This window comes from Streptomyces abyssomicinicus, from assembly GCF_008974245.1.
Taxonomy (GTDB): domain Bacteria; phylum Actinomycetota; class Actinomycetes; order Streptomycetales; family Streptomycetaceae; genus Streptomyces; species Streptomyces abyssomicinicus.
Map to the genome: position 1 here is coordinate 37,518 of NZ_BBZI01000010.1, position 23,376 is coordinate 60,893.

A 23,376-nucleotide genomic window follows, 5' to 3' on the forward strand; every position below is an offset into this window, starting at 1 on the left:
ACCTCCTCCCGCCCGGCGCACCGGGAACCGTGGTGCCGTCCGGCGACTACCCCTGGTCCGCCGCGAACGACGCCATCCAGGCGAGGGCCGCGTTCCAGTTGATCGTCAGCTCGTTGGTGGACCACGACTGGATGTCGTCCACGTAGCAGAACTGACCCGTGCAGCCCCGCAGCAGGCTCTGCGCCACCGGGTCCTGGATGCTGGAGTTCGGGCCACCGGAGAGCGTGCCCGCCGGCGGGTTGGGCAGGCTCGGCTCCAGCTGGTGGGCGTACCACCGGCTGTGCTGGTTCACCGAGGTGACGTCGCCGTAGCCGGTCACGTACGAGATGTTCAGCGCGTTGCGGCCCAGGATGTAGTCCAGGCTCTGCAGCGCCCCGTCCCGGTACCGCCGGTCACCGGTCAGGTCGTAGGCGGTGGCGATCACATGGGCGTTGTTGAGGATCTGGGCGTTGGAGCCCCAGTCGTAGACGTTGTCCTTCGGGGCGTACGGCATGCCGTAGGGGTGCTCGCGCAGGGTGGTCAGGTACTTCTCGGCGCCCTTGACCACGGACGCGCGCACGGACCGCAGGCCGGGGAGCCGGTTCGGCACGGTGGCCAGGTCCAGCCGGCCGGCCGCCGCGGTGCGCTGCCAGTCGAAACCGAGCGGGTTCCAGATGTCCGCCGTGTGGACGGGGGACTTGAGGATGAACCGCTCGAACTCGGCGTCACCCGTGGTCAGGTAGAGCTGCGCGGCCGCCCAGTAGAACTCGTCGGAGGCGTCGGTGTCCGGGTAGGCGCCGCCGCCGATGCCGTCGTCGGGGTCCGGCAGGACGTCCGGGTGGGCGAGGGCGGCCCGCCAGGCGGTGCGGGCGGAGTCCAGGGCCTTCTGCGCGAACGCCCGGTCGTACGGCTTGTAGAGGCGGGCCGCCTGCGCCGCGGTGGCCGCCAGGTTCAGGGTGGCCGTGGTGGTCGGCGGGTGCAGCTCACGCTTCTTCGGGTCGAGGTGCGGCAGCAGCGGCAGCCCGGTCCACTCCGAGTCGTGGATCTTGTGGTGCGCCATGCCGGCCAGCGGCTGCCCGTCCGGCACCTGCATCTTCAGCAGGAAATCCAGCTCCCAGCGCGCCTCGTCCAGGACGTCCGGCACCCTGTTGCCGGACTCGGGGACGCGCAGGGTCCCGTCGCGCAGGGCGCCCGGGCTGCCGGTCGGCGCGTACAGCGAGCGCTCGTAGGTGCGCAGCAGCTCCCAGGTGGAGATGCCGCCGTTGACGACGTACTTGCCGTGGTCGCCGGCGTCGTACCAGCCGCCGGTGACGTCCAGGGAGTAGTCGCACACGTCCGGCTGGCAGGGCACGGCGGTGTCGCCCTGGTTGGGCGCCTCGCCGACGTGGCCCGCCGGGCGTCCGTAGCCCGGGCGCAGGTCGTCGCGGATCTCCTGGCCGCTGCGCTGGGTGTAGTAGAACTTGAGGGAGTCCAGCCGGAGCCGCTCGTAGGCCTCGGCGGAGATGTCGAAGGGGCGGCTGGTCTCGCCGTCGGCGACCAGTACGAAGCCCTTGCCGGCGCCGCGGTAGGAGCCGAAGTCCACCGAGTGGACGTTCTGCCCCGAGGAGGTGTCGGTGCCGCGCGGCACGGTCCTGCCGCGGGCCACCGTGGTGCCGTCGGCCTTCCGCAGCTCCCACGGCAGAGCGCCGGCCGCCTCGGTGACCAGCGTCGCGTTCTTCGGCCCCCTGGGCAGGTAGGCGACCTGGTTCACCCGGACCCGCGGCCCGGTGTCCGGCTCGTACTGCTCGGGCGGCACGCCTCCGACGAGCGAGATGTCGTCCAGGCACATCCGCCACGCGTCGGCGCTGCCGCCGGCCTGGAAGGCGACCTGGGCCTGCGACGTGTCGGCCGGGGCGGTGAAGGTGTACGTGTAGGCGTTGCCCGAGACGCTCAGCTGCGGGCTGACCTCGAAGTAGGTGTCGTACGGATCCACGGCCAGTCCCACCACGGCCCGTACCACGTGGTCGGCCGGGGTGCCGGTGGCCGAGAAGGACAGCCGGTAGGTCTGGCCCGCCTGGAGGGTCAGGTCGTTGTGGCCGACGATGGCGTCCCAGCGGTTGGCGGTGCCGCCGGGTATCGCGGCACACAGCTCACCGTCCTCGAGGGCGGTGGTGACCCCCGCGCTGCTCCACCAGGGATCGGTGGAGGAGTCGAAGGTGCCGTTCCTGATCAGCTCGACCTCGTCGGCGCCCGCCGGGCCGGCGGGCAGGGCCAGGGCGGCCGCCAACAGGGCCGTCACACCGAGCAAGGTGGTTCTGCGTCGTTTCACGTCCGGGGCTCCTCGGTCGCGGTGCGGGTGGTCACGGGTGTGCCCAACCGGAGTGGGAGCGCTCCCAACGCCGGTAGCCGGTCATGGTCATGCACGATCTGACCCAGCGTCAATGGGGCGGACGTGACGGATGTTCGCCGCGGTCCGAAACGCGTCGTGAGGGCCCTGGAAGTTAACGGCGGGAACGGGGAGGCCGGCGGCCCGGGGCCCGCCCGCGCGGGTGGCGCGCGGGCAGGCCCGGCCCCGACGACGGCCCGCGCGGGCCGCGGAGGGCGCGGCCCGGACTCAGGCGATCGACGCGGAGACGATCGCGGCCACCGCCAGGTTGCAGGAGGCGGTCACCCACACGGCGGGGTGCGGCTCGGGCTCCACCAGGGTGGCGCCCAGCTTGCCCGGGGTGACCAGGTCCACCACCAGGAAGGCCACGGCCATCATCACCAGCCCCAGCAGGCCGAAGACCGCGGTCGACACCAGGCCCTTGCCGAAGTCGTCGTAGGTGGTCCAGATCGACGTGAAGACGATTCCGCCTATGCCCAGGAGGGCCGAGCTGAGCAGCACGGCGGCGTTGCGGTTGCGCTGCTGCCAGATCTGCTGTCCCAGCTTGCCCGGCGTCAGCGCGTCGATCAGGAAGATGCCGAGGATCAGCAGGACCACGCCCAGGGCGCCGTAGGCGGTGGCCCGGCCGAGGCCGTCGAGGATGTCGTTCATGGAGGTCGGCTCCAGGGGTGAATGATCAGCGGTCAAGGAGAGGCAAAATCTAGCGCAGATGTTCGGCCATGGGTCCGGGAAGAGTGCGGTCCGGTCTGGTCATCCGATGTTCGCCGGGTCTTTGCCGTGGCGTCCGCCGCCGTGCACCCGCCCCCTTGTACGGTCCGGCCATGCCGACCGACCCCTCGGTGATCCGGCTCATGGCCGTGCTCGCCGTCCTCGTGACCGCGCCGCTCTCGCTGGCGCTGGGCCTGCGCGCCCTGGAGCTGGCCGGGCTGCTGCGCGGCGCCCGGGCGCAGGTCGCGCCGGTCGTCCGGCTCGCCCCCGGCCGGGGCCGGGGCCGGGAGCGGCTCCGCGGGGACGGCCTTCGCGGGATCGCCGGCTGCGTCCTCGGGGCACTCGCCCTGGCGGCCTGCGCCGCGCTGGCCGCGGTGGCGGCGGTACGCGGGCAGGCGTGAGCGGAGGGCGCGTCAGCGGGTCGCGCCCTCGGGCCACAGGACGGTGACGGGGACTCGGACGCCCAGCGCGTAGGCGACCGTGTCGGCGGTGCCGCCGTGGCCGCGGGCGGGGAGTCCGTCCCAGACGGCGAGCAGTTCGTCGCTCAGCCCGACCAGGATCTCGCCCGCCGCCTGCCGGGCCTGGGGCGTCATCGAGGGCATCCCCGTCGTGTGCACGGCACGCGCCTGCTTGAGCAGGTCGTCGTAGTCGCCCAGGTGCTCCGAGGGCAGGGTGCCGCGGAAGTCGGCGGCGGGGACGACGATCTCCAGGGCCGCACCCGCGTCGAGGGCGAGCCTGGCCAGCGCGCTCTCCGGCCCGTCGCCGGCGCAGGTGACCACCGTCAGGGTTCGCGGGTCGTGACGCCGCAGTCGTCCGGTGAGCGCCTCCTGGGCCTGGGAGACGATCTGGTGGCTCAGGCCGCGGTGCCCGGTGATACCCACGCGCATGGTGCGATTCCTCTACACGAACGAAAGGGGAACGTGATGTCGAACGCCCGCACCATAGCGCCGAGTCGGCCGGCGGGAACCCCGCTGTCCGGGAATCGCCGGGGGACACCGCGCGGTACCGGACCGGCTCCGCCGCCCGCTCGCCCCCGCCGGAGGACCTCACCCCCCGGTGCCCCACGCCGCCTTCCGCGGTCCGCGGGGCGGCTCCCCGCCCTCCGCCGCGGTGGCCGGACGCCTGTCGACGGGCCCCGGACGCCTGTCGAGGAGTCCGCCGGACGCCTGTCGACGGCCGCCGGACGCCGGTTCCGGGCCCCGGGATTGACACCGAACGCCAGGCGGTCGAGTCTGCCGGTCGGCAACGGAGCCACCGGACAGAGGGGTTGGGGAACGATGGGGAAGAGCCGCCGAAGAGCACTCTCCGGGCTGGCCGCGCTGGGCGCGGCGGCGCTGATGGTCGGCGGGGGAGCGGCGCCCAGCCCGGCGACGCCCGCCGAACGCTACGTCGCGCTGGGGGACTCGTACACCTCGGCCCCCGGCGTCCCCCGGCAGGTCGACGCCGACTGCGCGCGCTCCGACCGCAACTACCCGTCGCTCACGGCGCGGTCGATCGGCGCCGCCTCGTTCCGGGACGTGAGCTGCGGTGGCGCGACCACCGTCGAGATGTGGCGGTCGCAGCGCGGCAATCCGCCGCAGCTGACCGCGGTGACCAAGGACACGACGATGGTCACCGTGCAGATCGGCGGCAACGACATCGGCTTCGGCGAGATCATGTCCACCTGCGGCAGCCTCGGCGCCACCGACCCGGGCGGCGCGCCCTGCACGGCGCATTACACCGGCGGCGGCACCGACGTGCTGGCGGACCGCATAGCCGGGGCCGCGCCGCTGGTCGAGAAGGTCCTGGACGCCGTCCACGCCCGCTCGCCGCGGGCCCGGGTGTACGTGCTGGGATACCCGCCGATCCTGCCGGAGAGCGGCCCCGGCTGCTGGCCGGCGGTGGCGGCCGCCGCCGGTGACCTGCCGTACATGCGGGCCACGGCGAAGCGGCTCAACGCGATGCTGCGCGAGGTCGCCGGGAGTTCGCGCGCCCGCTACGTCGACACCTACACCCCGGCCATCGGTCACGACGCGTGCCGGCCGCCGGCCGAGCGCTGGATGGAGCCGCTGGTCCCGGCCTCCCCGGCCGCGCCCTACCACCCCAACGCGGAGGGCGAACAGGCCATGGCCGACGCGCTGCTGGCCCGCCTGGCGGAGCCGGGCCGCGGCCGCTGACCCCCGCCCCCGCGGGCCGGCGGCGCCCCTCCGCGCCCCGCGCCCGCACAGCCGCGGCACCGGTTCGCCGCCCGCGCCGCCGAGGGTGGCGGGCCGCTGCGGGTGACCGGCCGCCGCCCGCGCCCGTGGGGCTGGCTCGGCGTGTCGTCGGGCTTGCGCGCGCGGCTGCGGTGGCGGTGCGCCGACCGCGCCGCTGCGGATGACGGGCAGCGGCCCGCGCGCGGGGTTGCCTCGGCGTGTCGTCGGCCCGTTCGCGGGGTTGCGGCGGCGTGCCGGCCGTGTGGGCGGGGTTGACGGTGCCCGGGCATCGACCGCCGGGCGGTGCCGCGCCGGTGGGGGACGATCGCGCGGGTGGCGGTCATGTCGCGTCGTCGTCCCGGCCCGCGGGCCGCTGAACCCGCCCGCGCCGCGGCGAGGGCCCGGGGCGCGGACGCCGTCGTCCCGGCGACCGCACCGCCCGCCGGGCCGCCGTGCGGGCGGGGCCGCGGGATCAGCGGCCGTCCACCTCGGTCATGAAGGACAGCATTCGCGCGTTGGTCTCCTCGGCCCGGTCGATCCAGGGACCGTGTCCGGTGCCGTCGAGGACCACCGTCCGGGCGCCGGGGACCAGGCGCGGGACCCGCTCCGCCTGCACCCGGGAGTGCAGCAGCGGACTGCGCCTGCCGAGCACCACGTGCAGGGGAACCCGGACGGAGGCCAGCTCGCCGTCGGTGAGCGGCAGCGGTGCGGGCCTGCGGTTGCGCCAGGCGCGGGCGCCGGTCCGCGCCATGGCGCGCAGCTCGGGGACGACGAGCACCGGCTGGTCCAGCCACGTCGCCAGTCGCGGACGGAGCCGGCGGGGCGCGAAGCTCGCGAAGAGACCGGCGAAGATCCACACGAAGAAGCGCGCCCCCACCTTCTCCAGGCCGCCCGGATCGAGCGCGGTCACCGAGGCAAGACGCCCCGGCCGCAGACGGGCGTGGTTCAGGGCCAGCCAGCCGCCGTAGGAGGCGCCGACCAGGTGCACACGGTCCAGCCCCAGACCGGCCAGGGTCTCGTCCAGCCACCGGGCCGAGCGCTCCGGCTGGTGGATGTGCTCGCGCTGCACGCTGCGGCCGGCGTCCCCCGGGGTGTCGACGGCGTACACCGGGCGCTCCGCGCTCAGCGCCGGGGTGACCGTGTACCACATGGCGGAACACGAGCCCGCGCCGTGCAGCAGGACCACCGGGGTCCGCCGAGCCGCCTCCCCGTCGGCGGGACCGTGGCGGTGGACGCGGGTCGTCGCGAACGAGGTCTCGACGTCCAGCTCCTCCAGAACCGGAGCGCCGAGCGCGAAGGCGGCGTCGCAGGCGGCGAAGTAGCGCTCCCGCAGACGCTCGTCGACGTAGTGACCCAGCTCGGGGCGGGTGCGGACGGTGCTCTCGGGCACGACGGCCTCCGGAGGTTGTGCGGAGTTTCGTGATACGAACGTATCACGAACATGGTACGGCTGTACCATCACGTCGACCGGCAGACCGAGGAGCGGGAGCAGCCGATGCCCAGGCGCGTGGATCACGACCGGAGGCGCACCGAGATCACCGAGGCGCTGCTGCGCGCCGCGCACCGGCGGGGTCTGCACGCCGTCGGGATGCGTGACGTGGCGGCCGAGGCCGGCGTCTCCCTGCGGCTGGTCCAGTACTACTTCGACACCAAGGAGAAGCTGCTGCTGCACGGGCTGCGGCTGCTCACCGAACGGTTCACCGCCCGCACGGCGGCCCGCCTCGCCGCCCTGCCGGGAGAGCCCGGGCCGCGGGAGACCGTCGAGGCGCTGCTGCTGGCCGCCCTTCCCTCGGACGAGGAGGGCCGCGTCTTCCATCACGTCTACACCGCGTACGCGGTCCTGGCGATGGCCGACGAGACGCTGGCCGAACAGCCGTTCCTCGGTGACCCGGACGCCGCGGAGGAGGCGGTCGCCCGGCTCCTGGCCCGGGGGCAGGCGGACGGCCGGATCCCCGCGGAGGTGGACGCGCGGCTGGAGGCGGTGAGCCTGCTGGCCATGTCGGCCGGACTGGGCACGAGCGTGCTGGCGGGTCAGCGGGACGTGGCCTCCGCGGAGGCGGCCGTCCGGTACCGCCTGGACCGCGTGTTCACCGGCCGGACCGGGTAGCGCGACCGCCGCGTGCGCTCCGGGCGGCGCGACCGCCGCGCCGCGCACCGCTCCGGCGGAAACGGCCGGGACGGACCTCTCCCCGACAGGCGTACCGGTCGGTATGCTCGCCGGGTCGTCGTCGCTACGGGAGGAACGTCATGTCCGAGGCCGTCAACTCCCGTACCGCATTGCGGATATGCCCGCTCTGCGAGGCCACCTGCGGACTGGTGCTCACCGTGGAGGGGACCCGGGTCACCGGCGCCCGGGGCGACCGGGACGACGTGTTCAGCCAGGGCTTCGTCTGTCCCAAGGGCGCCGCCTTCGGACAGCTCGACGCCGATCCCGACCGGCTGCGGGCACCCCTGGTCCGCACGGGGGGCGTACTGCGCGAGGCCACCTGGGAGGAGGCGTTCGCCGCCGTCGCCGAGGGTCTGGCGCCGGTGCTCGGGCGGCACGGCGGCGACGGTGTCGGCGTGGTCCTCGGCAACCCCAACGTGCACACCGTGGCCGGCGCCCTCCACCCGCGCCTGCTGATCGGCGCGCTCGGCACCGGGAACCTGTTCACCGCCTCCACCCTCGACCAGATGCCCAAGCACGTCTCCTGCGGCCTGCTCTACGGAGACCCCAACGCCATCCCGGTGCCCGACCTCGACCGCACCGACCACCTGCTGATCGTCGGCGCCAACCCGATGGAGTCCAACGGCAGCCTCTGCACCGCCCCCGACTTCCCCGGCCGCCTCAAGGCGCTGCGCCGCCGGGGCGGCACCCTCACCGTGATCGACCCGCGCCGCACCCGCACCGCCGCGCTCGCCGACCGCCACGTGGCCGTCCGCCCCGGCACCGACGCCCTGCTGCTCGCCGCGATGGCACACGTCCTGCTCGAGGAGGACCTGGTCGGCCTCGGCGACCTCGCCCCGCGCGTGGAGGGCCTCGACCGGCTCCCCGGCGCCCTGCGCGAGTTCACCCCCGAGGCGGTCGCCCCCGCCTGCGACGTGGAGCCCGAGGTGGTGCGCGCCCTCGCCCGCGAACTGGCCGCCGCGCCGACCGCCGCCGTGTACGGGCGCATCGGCAGCTGCACCGTGCCGCACGGCACGCTGGCCAGCTGGCTGGTGGACGTGCTCACCGTCCTCACCGGCAACCTCGACCGCCCCGGCGGCGCCCTCTTCCCGCAGGCCGCCACCGCCCGGGCGCCGCGACCCGCCGGACCGGGCCGCGGCTTCACCCTGGGCCGCCGCCACTCCCGGGTCTCTCGCCACCCCGAGGTCAAGGGCGAACTGCCCCTGGCCGCGCTCGCCGAGGAGATCGACACCGGGACCGACGAGGGCGAGCCGATCCGCGCCCTGGTCGTCCTGGGCGCCAACCCGGTCCTCTCCGCGCCCGACGGTGACCGCCTGGACCGCGCGCTCGCCTCACTCGACTTCATGGTGAGCGTCGACCCCTACCTCAACGAGACCTCCCGCCACGCCCACGTCGTGCTGCCACCGCCCCCTCCCGCGCAGAGCCCGCACCACGACTTCGCCCTCAACTCCCTCGCGGTGCGCAACCAGGCCCGCTACACCCGCCCCGCCGTACCGCTCGAGCCCGGCCGCATGGCGGAGACCGAGATCCTCGCCCGGCTGATCCTCGCCGCGAGCGGCGCGCCGGACGCCGACCCGGGAACCGTCGACGCCACCGTGATCTCCCGGACCCTCGGCCAGGCCGTCCAGGACCCGCACTCCCCGGTGCACGGCCGCGACCCCGGAGAACTCGCCGCCGCGCTCACCGGCGCGGACGGTCCCGAACGCCGCCTCGACCTCATGCTCCGCCTCGGCCCCTACGGCGACGGCTTCGGCGCCCGCCCCGGCGGGCTCTCCCTGCGCGAGCTGCTCGACCACCCGCACGGCATCGACCTCGGCCCGCTGCGGCCGAGGCTCGACGAGGTGCTGCGGACCCGCAGCGGGCTGATCGAACTGCTGCCCGATCCCATCGCTGACGACCTGCCGCGCCTGCGCCGGGCGCTGCGCGACCGCCCCGACGGCATGCTGCTCGTCGGACGCCGGCACCTGCGCTCCAACAACAGCTGGATGCACAACCTCCCCGCCCTCACCGGCGGCTCCAACCGCTGCACCCTGCACCTGCACCCCGAGGACGCCGCCCTGCACGGCATCGCCGACGGCGACCCGGTCCGCGTCAAGGGAGCCGGCGGAGAGGTCACCGCCCCCGCCGAGATCACCGAGGCCGTGCGCCGCGGAGTGGTCAGCCTGCCGCACGGCTGGGGCCACGACCGGCCCGGAACCCGCACCGGGCACGCCTCCGCCGACCCCGGGGCCAACGTCAACCAGCTCCTCGACGGCACCCTCCTCGACCCGCTCTCCGGCACCGCCGTGCTCAACGGCGTCCCGGTCACCCTCACCCCCGCCGGCTGAGCCGCCCCGCACCGCCCGGCCGCGTTCGGCGCAACCGGCCGCGCCGTCCGCGGCGCCCCGTGCCAGGGTGGAGGCGACGCGACCACGGTCGGGACGGGAGGCGGGGTGCACCGCGCGAGGCAGAGGCAGCTCCTGCGGGCACACCGGCCGGCCGCGTCCGCCGGAAGGCGGGCACGATGAGCGAGCAGCCGTCCGCCGAGGCGGAGCCCTTCGGGGACCTGCGCAAGCGGCTGGACTCCGAGATGGACCAGATCGCCCAGCAGCTGCGGGCCCTCGCCTCCACCAAGGACCGCCTCCAGGGCCTCCTCGACGCGGTGCTCACCATCACCGCCGAACTCGAGCTCCACGAGGTGCTGCGACGCATCGTCGCCACCGCCATGCAGCTCTGCGACGCCCGCTACGGGGCGCTCGGAGTGCTGGACGAGGAGGGCGAGGCCCTCGAGGAGTTCATCACCGTGGGGCTGAGCGAGGAGGAGTACCGGGCGCTGGCCGGCATCGAGTTCCCGCACGGCGACGGCGTCCTCGGACTCCTCATCAAGAACCCCGAGCCGCTGCGGCTGGAAGACATCTCCGGGCATCCCGCCTCCGTCGGCTATCCGCCCGGCCACCCCCACATGCGGTCCCTGCTCGGCGTCGCCATCAGCGTCCGCGGCGAGATCTACGGAGACCTCTACCTCTCCGAACGACGCGACGGCCGGCCCTTCGACCGGGGCGACCAGGAGGTCCTGGTCGCCCTGGCCAGCGCCGCCGGCATCGCCATCGAGAGCGCCCGCCTCTTCGAGCAGGTCCGCGACAGCGCCGAGACCTTCCAGCGCCTGCTGCTCCCCACCCTGCCCGACCTCAGCCCCTACGCCGCCGCCACCGTCTACCGGCCGGCCGCCGAGCCCAACCACCTCGGCGGCGACTGGTACGACGCGCTGCGGCTGCCCGACGGCGCGCTGGGCATCGTCATCGGCGACGTCTACGGTCACGACCTGCCCGCGGCCGCCGTCATGTCGCAGGTGCGCAACATGCTGCTGGCGCTGTTCTACGACCGCCGCACCCCGCCCAGCGACGTCCTGCGGCAGCTCGACGTCACCGTGGCCGCCGGCCCCGGCTCCGCGGTGACCACCGTGCTGGTGGCCCGGGTGGAGCCCCGCGAGGACGACTGGATCCTGCACTGGTCCTCCGCCGGCCACTTCCCGCCGCTGGTGATCATGCCGGACGGGCAGGCCGAGTACCTGCTGCACGAGCCCGGCGTGCCGCTGGGCGTCGACCCGGAGCTGCCCCGCCCGGACCACCGCAGGCGACTGCCGCCGCAGGCCACGGTGGTCTTCTTCACCGACGGCGTCGTCGAGCACCCCGACCACGCCATCGACGAGGGCATGGACGCCCTGCTCGAACTGGCACTGACGCACGCCGATCTGCCGGTGGAGGACCTGGTGCACGCACTGGCCGACCACCACCCCAGCGACGGCCGCGACGACATGGCCATCCTCGCGCTGCGCCTTCCGGACGAGACCTGAGCCACCTGGGGCGCACGGCGCGCCGGACCCGGTGTGCCGCGCGTCCGTCCGCGCCCCGCCGCGGCGGCGGACGCCGCCCCGAGCCGCGCCGCCGCGACGCGTTTTCCCGCTGGACCCCGCGGCCCGGTCGGCGCGATGCTGGGCCCGCCCGGTCAGGATGGCCGGCGTGCCGGGAGGGGCGGGTTCCATGGACGTGTTCAGGACGACGAGCGGGGCGGTCCGAGGGTTCCGGGCCCGTGCCGACATCGTCGCGGCCCTCGGCATCCCCTACGCCGCACCGCCCTTCGGCGCCGCCCGCTTCCGGGAACCGCTCCCGCCGGTGTGGACCGGGGTGCGCGACGGCACGGAGTTCGGCCCGGTGGCCCCGCAGTCGGCGCGGCTGCCCGGCGCCCCCGTGTGGTCGCCCGGCGACGAGGACATCCTCACCGTCAACGTCTGGACACCCGCACCGGACGGAGGCCGCCTCCCCGTCCTGGTGTGGATCCACGGCGGCGCCTACACCTTCGGGTCGTCGGCCCAGCCCGACTTCGACGGAACCGCCTTGGCCCGCGCCGGACTCGTCGTGGTCACCCTCAACCACCGCATCGGGTTCGAGGGCTTCGGCCACGTGCCGGGCGGGAACGCGACGGGGCATCCGGACAATCGAGGTCTGCTCGACCAGGTCGCGGCCCTGCGCTGGGTGCGCGAGAACATCGCCGCGTTCGGCGGCGACCCCCGCAACGTCACCGTCGCCGGCCAGTCCTCCGGGGCCGCGTCGGTGGCCTGCCTGATGGTGATGGACCGCGCCCGCGGCCTGTTCCGCCGCGCCATCGCCCACAGCCCCGCCAGCCCCTGCTACCCGCCGGGCGTCGCCGCGGCGACCACGCGCGAAGTGGCCGCGGCGGCGGGCTGCCCCGCCACACGGGAAGGCCTGGCGGCCACGGCTCCCCAGGAGCTGGTCACCGCCTCCGACCGGGTGGTCGAGCGCTACCGGCGGGACCCCGCCTCCGGGTCACGTCACTACGACCCCTCGCTCTACGCGCCGGTCCTCGACGGCGACGTCCTGACGACCGACCCCCTCACGGGCATCGGCGCCGGTGCCGCCCGGGACGTGGACCTGCTGGTGTGCCACACCACCGAGGAGTACCGGCTGCTCGACGCCGTCGGCAGCAGCGCCAAGGTCACCACCGAGGAGCGACTGGCGCTCTTCGCGGAGGACTTCGGCCTGCCCGGCGGACTGGTGGACGGCTATCGCGCCGCGATGCCCCACGCCCCGGTGCTCGACGTCTACCTCGCCGTCTTCGGTGACCTGCTGTTCGGCGAGTACGCCAACCGCCTCGCCGAACTCCACAGCCGGGCCGGGGGCCGGACCCACCTGTCGCGCTTCGACCGCCGGCGCGCCGGAGCGGACGGGGGCGTACGGGCCTGGCACTGCGCGGACATCCCCTTCGCCTTCGGCAACCTCGGCGACGACCGTCTGGCGTTCCTCGTCGGAGGCCCGCCCACCCCCGCGGACCACCGACTGGCACGCCGCATGGTGCGCGCGTGGGCCGATTTCGCCGCGACCGGCGACCCTGGCTGGCCGGCGGTCGACGGCGGCTCCGCCCACGCGCGGGTGTGGACCACCGACGACCACACGGGCGCCGGCCTGCCCGCCGTGCCGCGCGCCCTGTGGGCCGGGGTCGGCTTCCCGGTCCTGAGGGCGTGAGCGGGGCGCCGTCGGCCCGGCACGCACACCGGCCGGCCGCCGGGGAGCTCTCCCGGGAGCCGCGTGGAGAAGCCGCCCGGGGAAGCCGCCGGTGCGTCCGCCCGGTCGGGGAAGTCCGCCCCGGCCGCGGCGGGATCAGCTCTCCCCGACCAGCTGTACGGCCCCCGTGGGACAGGTCGCCGCCGCCTCCCGGACCGCGGCGGCGTGCCGTGCGCCGGGCTCCGGGTCGAGGAGGACGACCAGCCCGTCCTCGTCCTGCTGGTCGAACACCTCCGGCGCCAGCAGCACGCACTGACCGGCGCCGCAGCACAGGCCCTGGTCGACCGCCACCTTCACGCCCGGCGCGTCCTCCTTCCCCGGCGTCACCAGCGCACCGGCAGTTCGGTCAGGGCGGTGACGATCAGGCCGTCGTCGAGCTTCAGATCGCTCACCGGCACGGCCAGTTCGAGCCCGGGGAGGCGGCGCAGCATCACCTCGAGCACCACCTGCATCTCGGTGCGGGCGAGCGCCTGGCCGACGCAGGAGTGCGGCCCGACGCCGAAGGCGATGTGCGGGTTCGGGCTGCGGTCCAGCACCATCTCGTCGGCCCGTTCGAAGACCGTGGTGTCCCGGTTGGCGGCCGCCATGCTCAGCATCACCGTGGTCCCGGCGGGCAGCACGCCGTCGCCGACCGCCACGTCCTCGCTGATGAACCGCGGCAGTCCGAGGCCCAGCTGGGCGTCGAACCGCAGCGCCTCCTCGACCGTCGTGCGGATCAGCGAGGGGTCGGCGAGCAGGGCCTCCCAGCGGGAGCGGTCGGCGAGCAGGGACGCCGTCATCTTGCCGATGCTGTTCGCGGTGGTCTCGTGGCCGGCGGCGAGCAGCGCCTTGGCGGTCTCCAGCAGTTCGGCGCCTCCCATGCGGTAGCCGGCGCCGCTGGTCTGCACGATCAGGTTGCTGATGATGTCGTCCTGGGGATCGCGCCGCTTGGCCTCGATGTGGCCGAGCATGTAGGCGTCGAACTCCCCGGTCGAGACGGCGGTCTCCTCCCTGGAGAACCGGCTGTAGTTCATCATCACGTGGGACCAGTGGGCGAACCTCTCCCGGTCCTGGTCCGGGACGCCGAGCATGGAGCAGATCACCCGCACCGGCAGCGGGAACGCCAGCTGTGCGCCGAGGTCGGCCGGCGGCCCGTGCTCGACCATCGCGTCGATGAGTTCCTCGGCCATCCGCTCGATCGCGGGCCGCAGCGCCGTCATCCGCTTGGCCGTGAACCAGCGGCTCACCATGCGCCGCCACTGCTCGTGGGCCTCACCGGCCGCCGCCATGCTCTTGGCGTCGCTCTGGCTGTACAGGTCGGTGCCGTCCGCGCTGAGGCTCACCGCCCCCTCGGCCGACAGGTCCCGGGAGAAGCGCGGATCACCCGTGACCGCCCGGACGTCCGCGTAGCGGGTCAGCAGCGTCATCTCGCCGCCGCCCACCGCGATCCGTGCGTGCGGGCACTTCTCCCGCAATTCCGCGAACTCGGCCGGCGGTTCCAGCGCGGACTGCCAGGCGAACGGGTAACTCAGCGGTGCGGCGGCGGCGTCGTCGACCGACATGGCTGGCCTCCGGAGGCGGTCGGGGAGTGGGATGTCGCGTCACCCTAGGAACGCCTCCGCGCCGCCACCAGAGCGCCCTTCCGGCCGCGCGGCCGGTTCCCGGCGGCCGACCGGCCCCGCGCCGCACGGCGGAACCGCCCGGTCCGCAGGCGTCCGGCGGCCCTGACCGGCCGGTGCCGCGGGCGTGGCGGGCTACGCCCCGCCGGTGCCCACCCGGCGCCACAATGGCGGGAACCGGCGCTCCGGGCTTCCGGGCTCCCGGGCTCCCGGGGCTCAGCCCTTGTCCGCCCCGCCGGCCAGGCCCTCCGTGAGCAGGCGCTCGGCGGCGAAGAAGAGGATCACCACCGGGATCGTCAGCACCACCGAGCCGGCCATCAGCACCGTCTTGGGCACCTCCACCCCGTTGGCGAGCTGCGCCAGGCCGAGCGAGACGGTCCACCGCTCCGGATCCGCCGCGAGGAAGAGCAGGGCGAACAGGAACTCGTTCCAGGCGATCATGAAGACGTACAGGCCGGTGGCCATCAGTGAGGGGACCGCCAGCGGCAGCACGACCTTGCGCACCGCCTGCAGCCGGGTGCAGCCGTCCAGCGCCGCGGCCTCCTCCACCGACACCGGCACCGTCACCAGGTAGTTCTTCAGCATGTAGACCGAGACCGGCACCGTCTGCGCCACGTAGACCACGGCCAGCCCCACCAGGCTGGACGACAGCCCCAGCCGCGCGAAGATCACGAACAGCGGCACCGCCAGCAGGGTGGCCGGAAACAGGTACACCGCCAGGAACAGCGCGCTCACCTGGCGCCGTCCGAAGAACCGCAGCCGGCTCACCGCGTACGCGCCCGGGACCGACGCCAGCAGCGTCAGCGCCACCGTCCCCAGCGACACCAGCGCCGAGTTGAGCAGGAACCGCAGGAAGCCCTGTCCGCCCGCGTCGGAGGAGCGCAGCACGTCGCGGTAGGTGGACACCGTGAAGTCCTTCGCCGAGATCCACAGTGCCCCGGGCTCCAGGAGCAGCGCGTCGATCGGCTTCACCGACAGCAGCACCATGTAGAGGAACGGCACCAGGGTGATCAGCGCCAGCAGCAGGATCACCAGCGGCCGCACCACAGCGAACAGCCGCTCCTCGAACCGGGCCCGGGACACGCTCACGACCGCTCCTCCTGAGCCCTGTCGCCGAAGAACCGGAAGTAGAGCCCCAGCAGCACCATCAGCGAGGCCGCCAGCACCAGCGCCTGCGCCGCCGCGGCGCCCACGTCGTACCGCGCGGTCAGGAAGTCGTAGACCCGCACGGCGGCCACGTCGGTGCCCGCTCCGCCGCCCGTCAGCAGGTAGACGTCGTCGAACTTGTTGAACGTCATGATGAACCGCAGCACGCACAGCAGCGCGAGCACCGGCGCCAGCTGGGGGAGCAGGACGTACCGGAACCGCTGGGTGGGGGTCGCCCCGTCGACCGTGGCCGCCTCCTCCAGGGTGGCCGGGACGGCCTGGAGCCGGGCCAGGACGAAGAGGAACGCGAACGGGAAGTACCGCCAGCACTCGAAGGCGATCACCGTCAGCAGTGCCAGCGGGAGGTCGACATGGACGCCGGACAGGCCGACCTCGTACCGGCGGGAGGAGAGGAAGGCCACCGGGTCGTCCCAGCCGAGCAGACGCCGCCCCCAGTCGTTGACGATGCCGTACTGCGGGGAGAGGGCCACCTGCCAGACGAACGCCACCGCGACCACCGGGGCGACGTACGGCAGCAGCATCGCCGCACGCAGCAGCCCTCTTCCACGGAAGCGCCGCCGCAGGGCCAGCGCGGCGACCAGACCCAGCAGGAGGGAACCGGCCGTGCCGCCCACCGTGTAGACCAGGGTGACCAGCAGGCTCTCCCAGAAGCCGCCGGAGCCGAACACCTCCGAGAAGTTCTCCAGCGTCCAGTCGCCCAGCAGGCCCATGCCCTGGATGTCGACCAGCCGGGCGTCCTGGAAGGCGAGCAGCACCGTCCACAGGATCGGCAGCGCGACGACCACCAGCACCACGAGGAAGGTGGGGGAGACGAAGGCGAGGCCGGCCCGGTTGGCGCGGCGGCTCGCGGTCATCGGCCGGCCGCGCCGCGGTGCGCGCGGTCGCCGCGGCGGTCCGGGCGGCGGCTCCGGCGGTGGCGCGGTGGTCGCTGTGCTCATGGCGACCTCGTGGTCCCGGAGGAGCGGCCGAGCGACCTCTGGAGCGAGGCGACCTCCTCGTCCGCCTGGGCGGCCGCGCCGGCGGGGGAGAGCTGACCGCCCGTCATCGCGCCGATGGCCTTGGACACGGGCAGCTCGCCCCCCGCGGCCCCGACCAGCGCGCCGTGGCCCTGCGCGATGCCCCAGCGGCGCATCCGGTGCACCCCGTCCACCAGGCGGTCCAGCAGTTCCGGCGGGTACACCTCGTCGATCGGCCGGCGCGTGTCCACCCCGAGGTCGCTGCTCCGCCAGGCCCGCAGGTAGCGGTCAGGCTCCCCGGCGGTGCCCCGGCGGACGGGGATCTTGCCCTCCGGCGCCATCCCGAACCAGCCCTCGTAGCCCGGCCCCATCATGTACTCCACGAACCGGCGGGAGGCCTCCTCCTCGGCGGTCCGGGTGACCGCCCAGGACGTCACCTCCCCGAACTGGGCCGGTCCCCTCGCGTCCGGGCCCTCGAGCGAGGTGACCACCCCGCTGTTCGCCGCCAGGAACCGCGGGTCGTCCTCGCACTCCGGGCAGCTGGGCAGGGCGTCCGAACGCAGCCCGGCCATCTCGTCCAGGACGAAGGACGACCAGATCACCATGGAGCTGCGGCCCGCGAAGTAGGTGGCGCGGGTGGAGTCCACGGTCTGGGTGCCGGGAGCCCCGTAGTCCCGGGCGAGACGGTCGTAGACGGCGAACGCGCGTTCGCAGGGCGGCGACTCCAGGGCGACCCGTCCGGCCTCGACCAGCCGGCAGTCGTTGGCCAGGGCCAGGTTCTCGAAGCTCTGGGAGGTGAAGACGTCGGCGGGGTCGGTGGCCACGGACGCGCCGTCCAGGCCGCCCCCGGTCAGCCGCTTCGCGGCGTCCAGCATCCGGGCGTAGGTGTCGGGCGGCGGCAGGCGCCGCTCCTCGAAACGGTCCTTGCGGTACACCAGCAGCTGCAGCCAGGCGTCGGAGGGGACCGCGAGCCGGGTGGATCCCTCGGAGGCAAGCGCGAGGGCGTTAGCGTCGAAGGTCCGGGACCCCAGTGCCTCCACGACGCGGCCCGGGACCCGGGTGTTCAGGAGCTCGTTGCCGTACATCTGCCAGATCTGGCCCAGGGTGGCCGCGCCGATGACGTCCGGCAGGGTCCCGGAGGCGGCCGCGGACATGATCAGCTGCGGCATCTGCGCCTCGGTCACGCCCACCAGTTCGACCTGGACGCCGGTGTCGCGCCGGAACCGGTCGATCACCTTCTCGGTGGCGGCGATCCGGTCCGGCAGGCTCTCCTGGGACCACACGGTGATCCTGCCGTCCGCGGGGCCCGGCCCCGTCTCCCCCGAGCAGCCGGAGACCGTCCCGAGCAGCAGGGCCGCCGTGGCGCCGAGCGCGGCCTTCCTGGACCGCCGGGCCTCACGCATGGGGGACCTCATCGCCTTCCGCCACACCGGGCCGGGTCGCCCGGCGTCACCTTCCGGTCCCTCAGGAGTAGGCGGAACCGGCCGCTCCCGTCAACCGGAGGGCGGTGAACGGGCGGTGGCGCCGGGCACGGCGGCCGTTCGGCCCCGCACCGGTTGCGGGTGGCCCGGCGCCCGGTTCGGATGGGCGGACGGACGGATGCGGTACACCGGCGGCGGGAGGCGGAATGCGAGGCAGGCGGCAGGGTCGCGCGGCCGTGCGGGGCGTGGTGCTCCTCCTGGCGGTGGCCGGAGCCGGCGCCTGCGGCGCGGTGCAGGAGCGGCGCGACGCGGCGGAGGCCGAGGCCACCCGGTTCGTCCTCGACCGGGAGGCGGGACGGCACGCCCTGCTGTGCGCCGCGCTCGCTCCGGGCACCCGCGACGAGCTGGAGGAGACCGCGAAGAGCGGATGCCGTGAGGCGATCCGGCAGGCCATCGAGGAGGACGACCTCCCACCCGCCGGCGCGGTGCGCGCCGTGGACGTCTGGGGCGACCGGGCGCGGGTGGTGCTGGAGGGCGACACTCTCTTCCTGTCGCAGTTCCCCGGCGGCTGGAAGGTGACCGCCGCCGGCTGCGAGCCACGCCGGGACCAGCCCTACCGCTGCGGCATCAAGGGCGGGTGAGGGACGTGCGGCTGATGTTCACCGCGACCCTCCTCATCATCTTCGCGGGGCTGGCCTACTTCACGGCGCTGGGGCTGACGCACCGATGAGACGCCGGTGAGAGACGCCGGTGAGACGCCGATGACGTCGGCCGGCCGCGCGGGGCGCTTCCTGCGTGAGAACAGCCTCGGTCTGGCGTTCCTGGCCGGCTTCCTGCTGACCCTGGCCGGCCAGCTGCTGGCCGGCCGCGCCGAGATGAACAACGACCTGGTCGCCGCCGGGCTGCCCGCGGTGGGCCTCCTCGCCTACGCCTCGTCCTCGGACTTCGCGGTGGACGTCACGGAGAACTGGCAGTCGGAGTACCTGCAGTTCTTCTTGTACATCTTCGGCACGGTGTGGCTGCTGCAGCGGGGCTCGCCCGAGTCCAAGGAACTCGGGCGGGCCGGCACCGAGTCGGACCACGACCAGCGGACCGGTGCGCATGCCCGCGAGGACTCCCCCCGCTGGGCGTCCGCCCGGGGCTGGCGGGGGCTGGTGTTCTCGCGCTCGCTGGGGCTGGTGATGGGCGGCATCTTCGTGCTCTCCTGGCTGGCACAGTCGATCACCGGCACGGCCGCCTACAACGAGGAACGGCTGCGTGACCTGGACGGACCGGTCGGCTGGAGCGGCTACGTCACCTCCGCCGACTTCTGGAGCCGCACCCTGCAGAACTGGCAGTCCGAACTCCTCGCCGTCGCGTCGATGGCGGTCCTCTCCATCTACCTCCGCCAGCGCGGCAGCCCGGAGTCCAAGCCCGTGGGCGCCCCGCACACGGCGACCGGCGTCGAGGGCTGAGCGGGGCCGCGAGGTGAGTTCCGCCGCGGGGGTTTCGCCGCCGCGGAGCGCCGCCCGCTCGCGGGGACGGACCCCCGTTTTTCCCTGTTAAAACTGGTTCTGACCAGGTGTTGTGCTGACTTGGTGCTGGCAGTCGCGGAAGCCAGCGGCGGGGTGAACGAGAAGGTCCGAATCGTTCGCATCCGAGAATCCCCGCAGGTCAGATGTCGCGGAAGAGACCAGCCAGCGTGGTGACCTGCCACGATGAGGGTGCCTTGCTGGCTGACCTGGGCAAATAGCCTTTCGGTTGTTTCACGCTCATGCCCGTTGATGGGGTTGGAAGTCCCAGAGAAGTCCCAGAGGACTCCCATGACTGACGGTGCCCTTTCGGTTCTACTCGACGTAGGACGGAGCGTGGACGCCGAGACCTGAGCGCCGGCGGTCGCCTTGACCGAACGACAGCGCGGCCTCCCTGGATCGCCTGCCCGTCGGCTACGTCGGCGTGATGGGTTCCCGCGAGGAACGCCTACTCCTACTGCGAGAGGCCGTTGTACGAGATGCCGGCGGCGGCTCATCTCCCCTCGCGCGGAGAGGACAACGCCCCGCGAAAGTTCCACCACCCTGGCTACTTCCTGCGCGCCCCGGGCGACATCAAGGTCACCAAGCTGGGAAACGATCCCATAGCGGGATCCTCGCGGTCCCACGCTGCTCTGTGCTCGTCGCCCTCGACGCGCCAGGCGGCGCGGGCGCGGGTACCGGTCGGCGGGGAGCTGTGTTCGAAGTGAGCGGCATTCGCTGGCCGCCGCAGGTTCGGATCATGGCCGGGTTCCGGCGACGAGCGTCATCACAGATGGCCCAGCCAGAACAGGTGGTCGTCCAAAAGTTCGGGCAGGTGGCTGAATGGTCCGCCGTCGTAGCCGGGTGTCCGAGCCGGGTGGGTCTCCGGGATGTTCGTCACGGAGACCATCATCCGCCAGCGGTCACAACAGCGCCGGGGCGGGCGGCGCCGGAGCTCCTTTGCGGGACAGCCCTGCAGTCGCGCCGACGAATTTATAAGACTTCTTTTGAAATGCCCCGAGTGCTTGTTTCACGGCTTGATTCAAGCCGAAGTATCAGCGGGGCAAATATCAGCCATGGGCTTTATGTCGCGAAACGCGTCTCGCTCCGGGCAGGGTGCGCGCCGCGCCCCATCGTGAACTGACGTCCGAAAAAGCCCAGTTCAAAGGCGGTGTCGACGAATGGCGAGGGGTAGCGTCGCACCAGAGCGTGACCGGTGGCCGAATTCGCACGCCATTGACACGCGAATATACACGCGCTTGAATCCGGCTCGGCCCAGGAATGCAAGATTTCCCGGTGCGTAGCCGCGTTGCCGAACAGAAAGGCTGGTCGCCCCGTAATGAGGAGAGTTCTCGCGCTGAACGCCGGACTGCGCAGGTTCGTCGTAGCCCGCGCGCTCTCCAGGGCCGGCGACGCGGTGTTTCCTATCGGCCTGGCCGCTGCCATGGTCGAGCGGTCGTTCGGGGTCGCCGACGTCGGCTTCGTCATGGGGGCCTCCTTGGCGCCCGTGGTCCTGCTGATGCCCATCGGCGGAGTGGTCCTGGACCACTTCAACGCCCGGATCCCGATGGTCGCCGCTGACACCGTCCGCACGGTCCTCCAAGGATTGCTGGCGTTCTCGCTGCTAGCTGGCCGCCCGCCCCTCTGGTTCATCCTGATGCTTTCCCTGGCCTCCGGGGCGGCGCAGGCGTTCTACCAGCCTGGAGTGGCCGGCATTTTGCGGCAGCTGGCACCGGAACGGCTCCGTGAGGCGAACGCGACCATCCGCACGCTGGAGTCGGTCATCTCGCTCACCGCGCCCGCTCTCGCCGGGGTTGTCATCGCCGTGTCGGACGCGGCGCTCGTCATCGCGCTGGACGCCTGTACCTTTGCCGCGAGTGCCTGGCTGCTGGCCGGCATCCGCCTCGGCGACGTGGCCCCCGTTAAGTCCCCGCCCAAGATCTGGCGCGAGCTGCGGGAAGGCTGGCAAGAGTTCACGGCCCAGCCGTGGTTGTGGTCCGTGGTTTCGGTATTCTCGCTGTTCGGCTTGGTGGTCTTCGGCCCCTTCGACGTGCTGAAGGCCGTCCTGCTCATCGACCGGTTCGGAGCCTCGTCCTACGCGTGGCTGATGTCGGCCTTCAGTCTGGGGGCCGTACTCGGCGGACTCATCGCCCTGTGGACCACACCCGTTCGGCCGCTACGCGCGGGCCTGCTGGCGCTGTTCGGCTTCGCACCGCTGCCCGTCGTCATCAGTTTCGATCTGCCCGTGCTGCTGGTTGCGGTGGCCATGGTGGCGGGCGGTGCCGCCAACGCCTACTGGGCGGTGGCCTGGGCGACCTCCGTGCAGTCCCACGCGCCGCCGCACGCTCTGAGCCGCATCCACGCCTACGACGTCATCGGCTCCATTGGCCTCATGCCGGCGGGACGAGCCCTGACCGGCGTGGCGACGGCGTGGACAAGTGCGACCGCCGTCCTGTTCACCTCCTCCGCGGCCCTCCTCGTGGGCTGTGCGGCGCTGCTGCTCGTGCCCGCGGTACGCAGACTTCCGGCCGCCCGGCCGGCCCAGGAACCGAAAACCCCGGCCGGCCAGGCCTCCGACACACGCCATGCCCGAGATCACTAGGAGCGGAATGCGACACCCCCGGACAAGCCGTACCCTGACCGCCAAGGAGTTCGCCGACATCAAGCACACGGTGTCGATCCGCTCCCAGTCGCGAGCACGGCTGCGGCAGGACACCGGCTATGCCTCGGACGTCCCCCGCGAGGTCAGTCTGCAACTCACCTACAAGTGCAATCTGCGCTGCACCCACTGCTACCAGTGGAATGAGCAGGGCTTCTTCCGCGACTGGGGAATCGAAAAGCAGCGCACCGAACTCGACCTGTCCGTCGTCGAGGACGTGCTGCAGGCCACCGCGCCGGTGCGCGGGAAGCTGTTCCTATGGGGTGGCGAACCGCTTATGCACAGAGGGTTCGCCGAGGTGGCACGCCTGATCGAGCGCTATCCCCGCACTGTGAACATGTGCACCAACGGCCTGCTGTTCCAGCGCCGGATGGACGACCTGCTGCGGATCGGTCGGGACCTCAACCTGCTGGTCAGCCTGGATGGTCTAGGCGCGGACCACGAGGAGCTGCGCGGCAAGGGCACCTTCGCACGCACCACACGGAACATCGAGACGATGCTCGACCTGAAGCGCAAGGGTGAGTTCCAGGGCGAGCTGTCGCTGTCCTGCATGGTCTCGCACGTGACGGTCCACCGCATGTACGAGTTCATGGAGTGGGCGGAGCAACTGGACGTCAACACGGTCTACTTTCAGTTTCCTTGGTACATCAGCCCCGAGGTCGCGCAGGCGATGGACTCCGTCTACAGCGAGCACTTCGCATGGCTGTCACCGGAGACCGGCACCGCGCGTCCCACCTGGCACTCCTATACCTACCAGTTGCCTCCCGACCTGCTGCCGGTGCTGCGTGACTCCATGGCGCGGCTGGCCGGCCGCGTCTGGCGCCCCCGGGTCCGCTACCAGCCCCAACTGGAACCGGACGAGGTCGAGTCGTTCATTCTCGGCACGTCCCGCCCGGCGCAGCGGCGCACCCGCTGCCTCGCGGTCACCAACCGGATGGAGGTGCACGCGGACGGCAACGTCAGCTCGTGCAAGTTCTTTCCGGAGTTCGTCGTGGGCAACCTCTACGAATCCTCGACGACGCAGCTATGGCAGAGCGAGCGGTTCCGTCGTGTCCGCTCCATCCTCGCCGAGACCGGCATGATGCCGGTCTGCTCCAAGTGCATCCTTCTCTATCTGAACGGAGTGTGACACCT

Annotated in this window: 19 protein-coding genes and 1 pseudogene; 11 read left to right on the forward strand and 9 right to left on the reverse strand. The window is 73.1% G+C overall.

All coding sequences use genetic code 11. The features are described 5' to 3' along the window. Positions 1-46: 46 nt before the first annotated feature. Entirely contained in the window at positions 47-2,287 is a 2,241-nt protein-coding gene (locus tag GBN72_RS23225; RefSeq protein ID WP_151773838.1) for a glycoside hydrolase family 9 protein, read from the reverse strand. A 285-nt stretch (positions 2,288-2,572) separates the two neighbouring features. After that, the gene (locus GBN72_RS23230) at positions 2,573-2,995 is read right to left on the reverse strand and encodes a DUF350 domain-containing protein (RefSeq protein ID WP_151773839.1); all 423 of its coding nucleotides are present in this window, start codon (positions 2,993-2,995) and stop codon (positions 2,573-2,575) included. Positions 2,996-3,165: 170 nt separating this feature from the next. On the opposite strand from GBN72_RS23230, the gene GBN72_RS23235 reads away from it, so the two are divergent. Next, positions 3,166-3,453 carry a hypothetical protein gene (locus GBN72_RS23235; RefSeq protein WP_151773840.1) on the forward strand — a complete coding sequence of 96 codons (288 nt, stop codon included), beginning with the start codon at positions 3,166-3,168 and terminating at the stop codon, positions 3,451-3,453. Between the two features lie 12 nt (positions 3,454-3,465). Here the strand turns inward: GBN72_RS23235 and GBN72_RS23240 are convergent, their stop codons facing one another. Next, on the reverse strand, positions 3,466-3,939 hold the full coding sequence (locus tag GBN72_RS23240) for a hypothetical protein (RefSeq protein ID WP_164540833.1): 474 nt from the start codon (positions 3,937-3,939) through the stop codon (positions 3,466-3,468). 390 nt (positions 3,940-4,329) lie between these two features. Between GBN72_RS23240 and GBN72_RS23245 the strand changes: the two genes are divergently transcribed. Then, on the forward strand, positions 4,330-5,208 hold the full coding sequence (locus tag GBN72_RS23245; protein WP_151773841.1) for an SGNH/GDSL hydrolase family protein: 879 nt from the start codon (positions 4,330-4,332) through the stop codon (positions 5,206-5,208). A 490-nt stretch (positions 5,209-5,698) separates the two neighbouring features. Here GBN72_RS23245 and GBN72_RS23250 read toward each other — a convergent pair whose 3' ends face one another. After that, positions 5,699-6,616: an alpha/beta fold hydrolase gene (locus GBN72_RS23250; protein ID WP_151773842.1), complete on the reverse strand. Its 918-nt coding sequence runs from the start codon at positions 6,614-6,616 to the stop codon at positions 5,699-5,701. A gap of 105 nt (positions 6,617-6,721) precedes the next feature. On the opposite strand from GBN72_RS23250, the gene GBN72_RS23255 reads away from it, so the two are divergent. The 5 genes and pseudogenes from GBN72_RS23255 to GBN72_RS23270 all read left to right on the forward strand — a co-directional run bounded on the left by GBN72_RS23255 (position 6,722) and on the right by GBN72_RS23270 (position 12,912). Continuing rightward, positions 6,722-7,333: a TetR/AcrR family transcriptional regulator gene (locus tag GBN72_RS23255; protein WP_151774174.1), complete on the forward strand. Its 612-nt coding sequence runs from the start codon at positions 6,722-6,724 to the stop codon at positions 7,331-7,333. A gap of 140 nt (positions 7,334-7,473) precedes the next feature. After that, positions 7,474-7,575, forward strand: a pseudogene (locus GBN72_RS36200) (hypothetical protein); the annotation flags it as partial. Positions 7,576-7,596: 21 nt separating this feature from the next. Further along, a complete protein-coding gene (locus tag GBN72_RS23260; RefSeq protein WP_501207496.1) occupies positions 7,597-9,720 on the forward strand; it encodes a molybdopterin oxidoreductase family protein in 2,124 nt (707 codons plus the stop codon). A 176-nt stretch (positions 9,721-9,896) separates the two neighbouring features. Beyond that, on the forward strand, positions 9,897-11,225 hold the full coding sequence (locus GBN72_RS23265; protein ID WP_151773844.1) for a PP2C family protein-serine/threonine phosphatase: 1,329 nt from the start codon (positions 9,897-9,899) through the stop codon (positions 11,223-11,225). A gap of 187 nt (positions 11,226-11,412) precedes the next feature. After that, the gene (locus GBN72_RS23270; protein WP_151773845.1) at positions 11,413-12,912 is read left to right on the forward strand and encodes a carboxylesterase/lipase family protein; all 1,500 of its coding nucleotides are present in this window, start codon (positions 11,413-11,415) and stop codon (positions 12,910-12,912) included. A 135-nt stretch (positions 12,913-13,047) separates the two neighbouring features. Here GBN72_RS23270 and GBN72_RS23275 read toward each other — a convergent pair whose 3' ends face one another. From GBN72_RS23275 to GBN72_RS23295, 5 genes are all read right to left on the reverse strand, one after another. Then, positions 13,048-13,248 carry a ferredoxin gene (locus GBN72_RS23275; RefSeq protein WP_151773846.1) on the reverse strand — a complete coding sequence of 67 codons (201 nt, stop codon included), beginning with the start codon at positions 13,246-13,248 and terminating at the stop codon, positions 13,048-13,050. Between the two features lie 26 nt (positions 13,249-13,274). Then, entirely contained in the window at positions 13,275-14,492 is a 1,218-nt protein-coding gene (locus GBN72_RS23280; RefSeq protein WP_151773847.1) for a cytochrome P450, read from the reverse strand. A gap of 273 nt (positions 14,493-14,765) precedes the next feature. After that, positions 14,766-15,632: a carbohydrate ABC transporter permease gene (locus GBN72_RS23285; protein WP_151774175.1), complete on the reverse strand. Its 867-nt coding sequence runs from the start codon at positions 15,630-15,632 to the stop codon at positions 14,766-14,768. Between the two features lie 2 nt (positions 15,633-15,634). Beyond that, positions 15,635-16,654 carry a carbohydrate ABC transporter permease gene (locus GBN72_RS23290; RefSeq protein ID WP_151773848.1) on the reverse strand — a complete coding sequence of 340 codons (1,020 nt, stop codon included), beginning with the start codon at positions 16,652-16,654 and terminating at the stop codon, positions 15,635-15,637. Continuing rightward, complete coding sequence (locus GBN72_RS23295; protein ID WP_151773849.1) at positions 16,651-18,075, reverse strand: ABC transporter substrate-binding protein; 1,425 nt, start codon at positions 18,073-18,075, stop codon at positions 16,651-16,653. The genes GBN72_RS23290 and GBN72_RS23295 overlap by 4 nt, the downstream gene beginning before the upstream one ends. Positions 18,076-18,299: 224 nt before the next feature. On the opposite strand from GBN72_RS23295, the gene GBN72_RS23300 reads away from it, so the two are divergent. From GBN72_RS23300 to GBN72_RS23315, 4 genes are all read left to right on the forward strand, one after another. Further along, complete coding sequence (locus GBN72_RS23300; protein WP_151773850.1) at positions 18,300-18,734, forward strand: hypothetical protein; 435 nt, start codon at positions 18,300-18,302, stop codon at positions 18,732-18,734. Positions 18,735-18,854: 120 nt separating this feature from the next. Continuing rightward, a complete protein-coding gene (locus tag GBN72_RS23305; protein WP_151774176.1) occupies positions 18,855-19,547 on the forward strand; it encodes a DUF6766 family protein in 693 nt (230 codons plus the stop codon). Between the two features lie 1,375 nt (positions 19,548-20,922). Further along, positions 20,923-22,185 (forward strand): MFS transporter, encoded by a 1,263-nt coding sequence (locus GBN72_RS23310; RefSeq protein ID WP_151773851.1) that lies wholly within the window; start codon positions 20,923-20,925, stop codon positions 22,183-22,185. Next, on the forward strand, positions 22,169-23,371 hold the full coding sequence (locus GBN72_RS23315; RefSeq protein WP_246212806.1) for a radical SAM protein: 1,203 nt from the start codon (positions 22,169-22,171) through the stop codon (positions 23,369-23,371). The genes GBN72_RS23310 and GBN72_RS23315 overlap by 17 nt, the downstream gene beginning before the upstream one ends. Positions 23,372-23,376 lie beyond the last annotated feature (5 nt).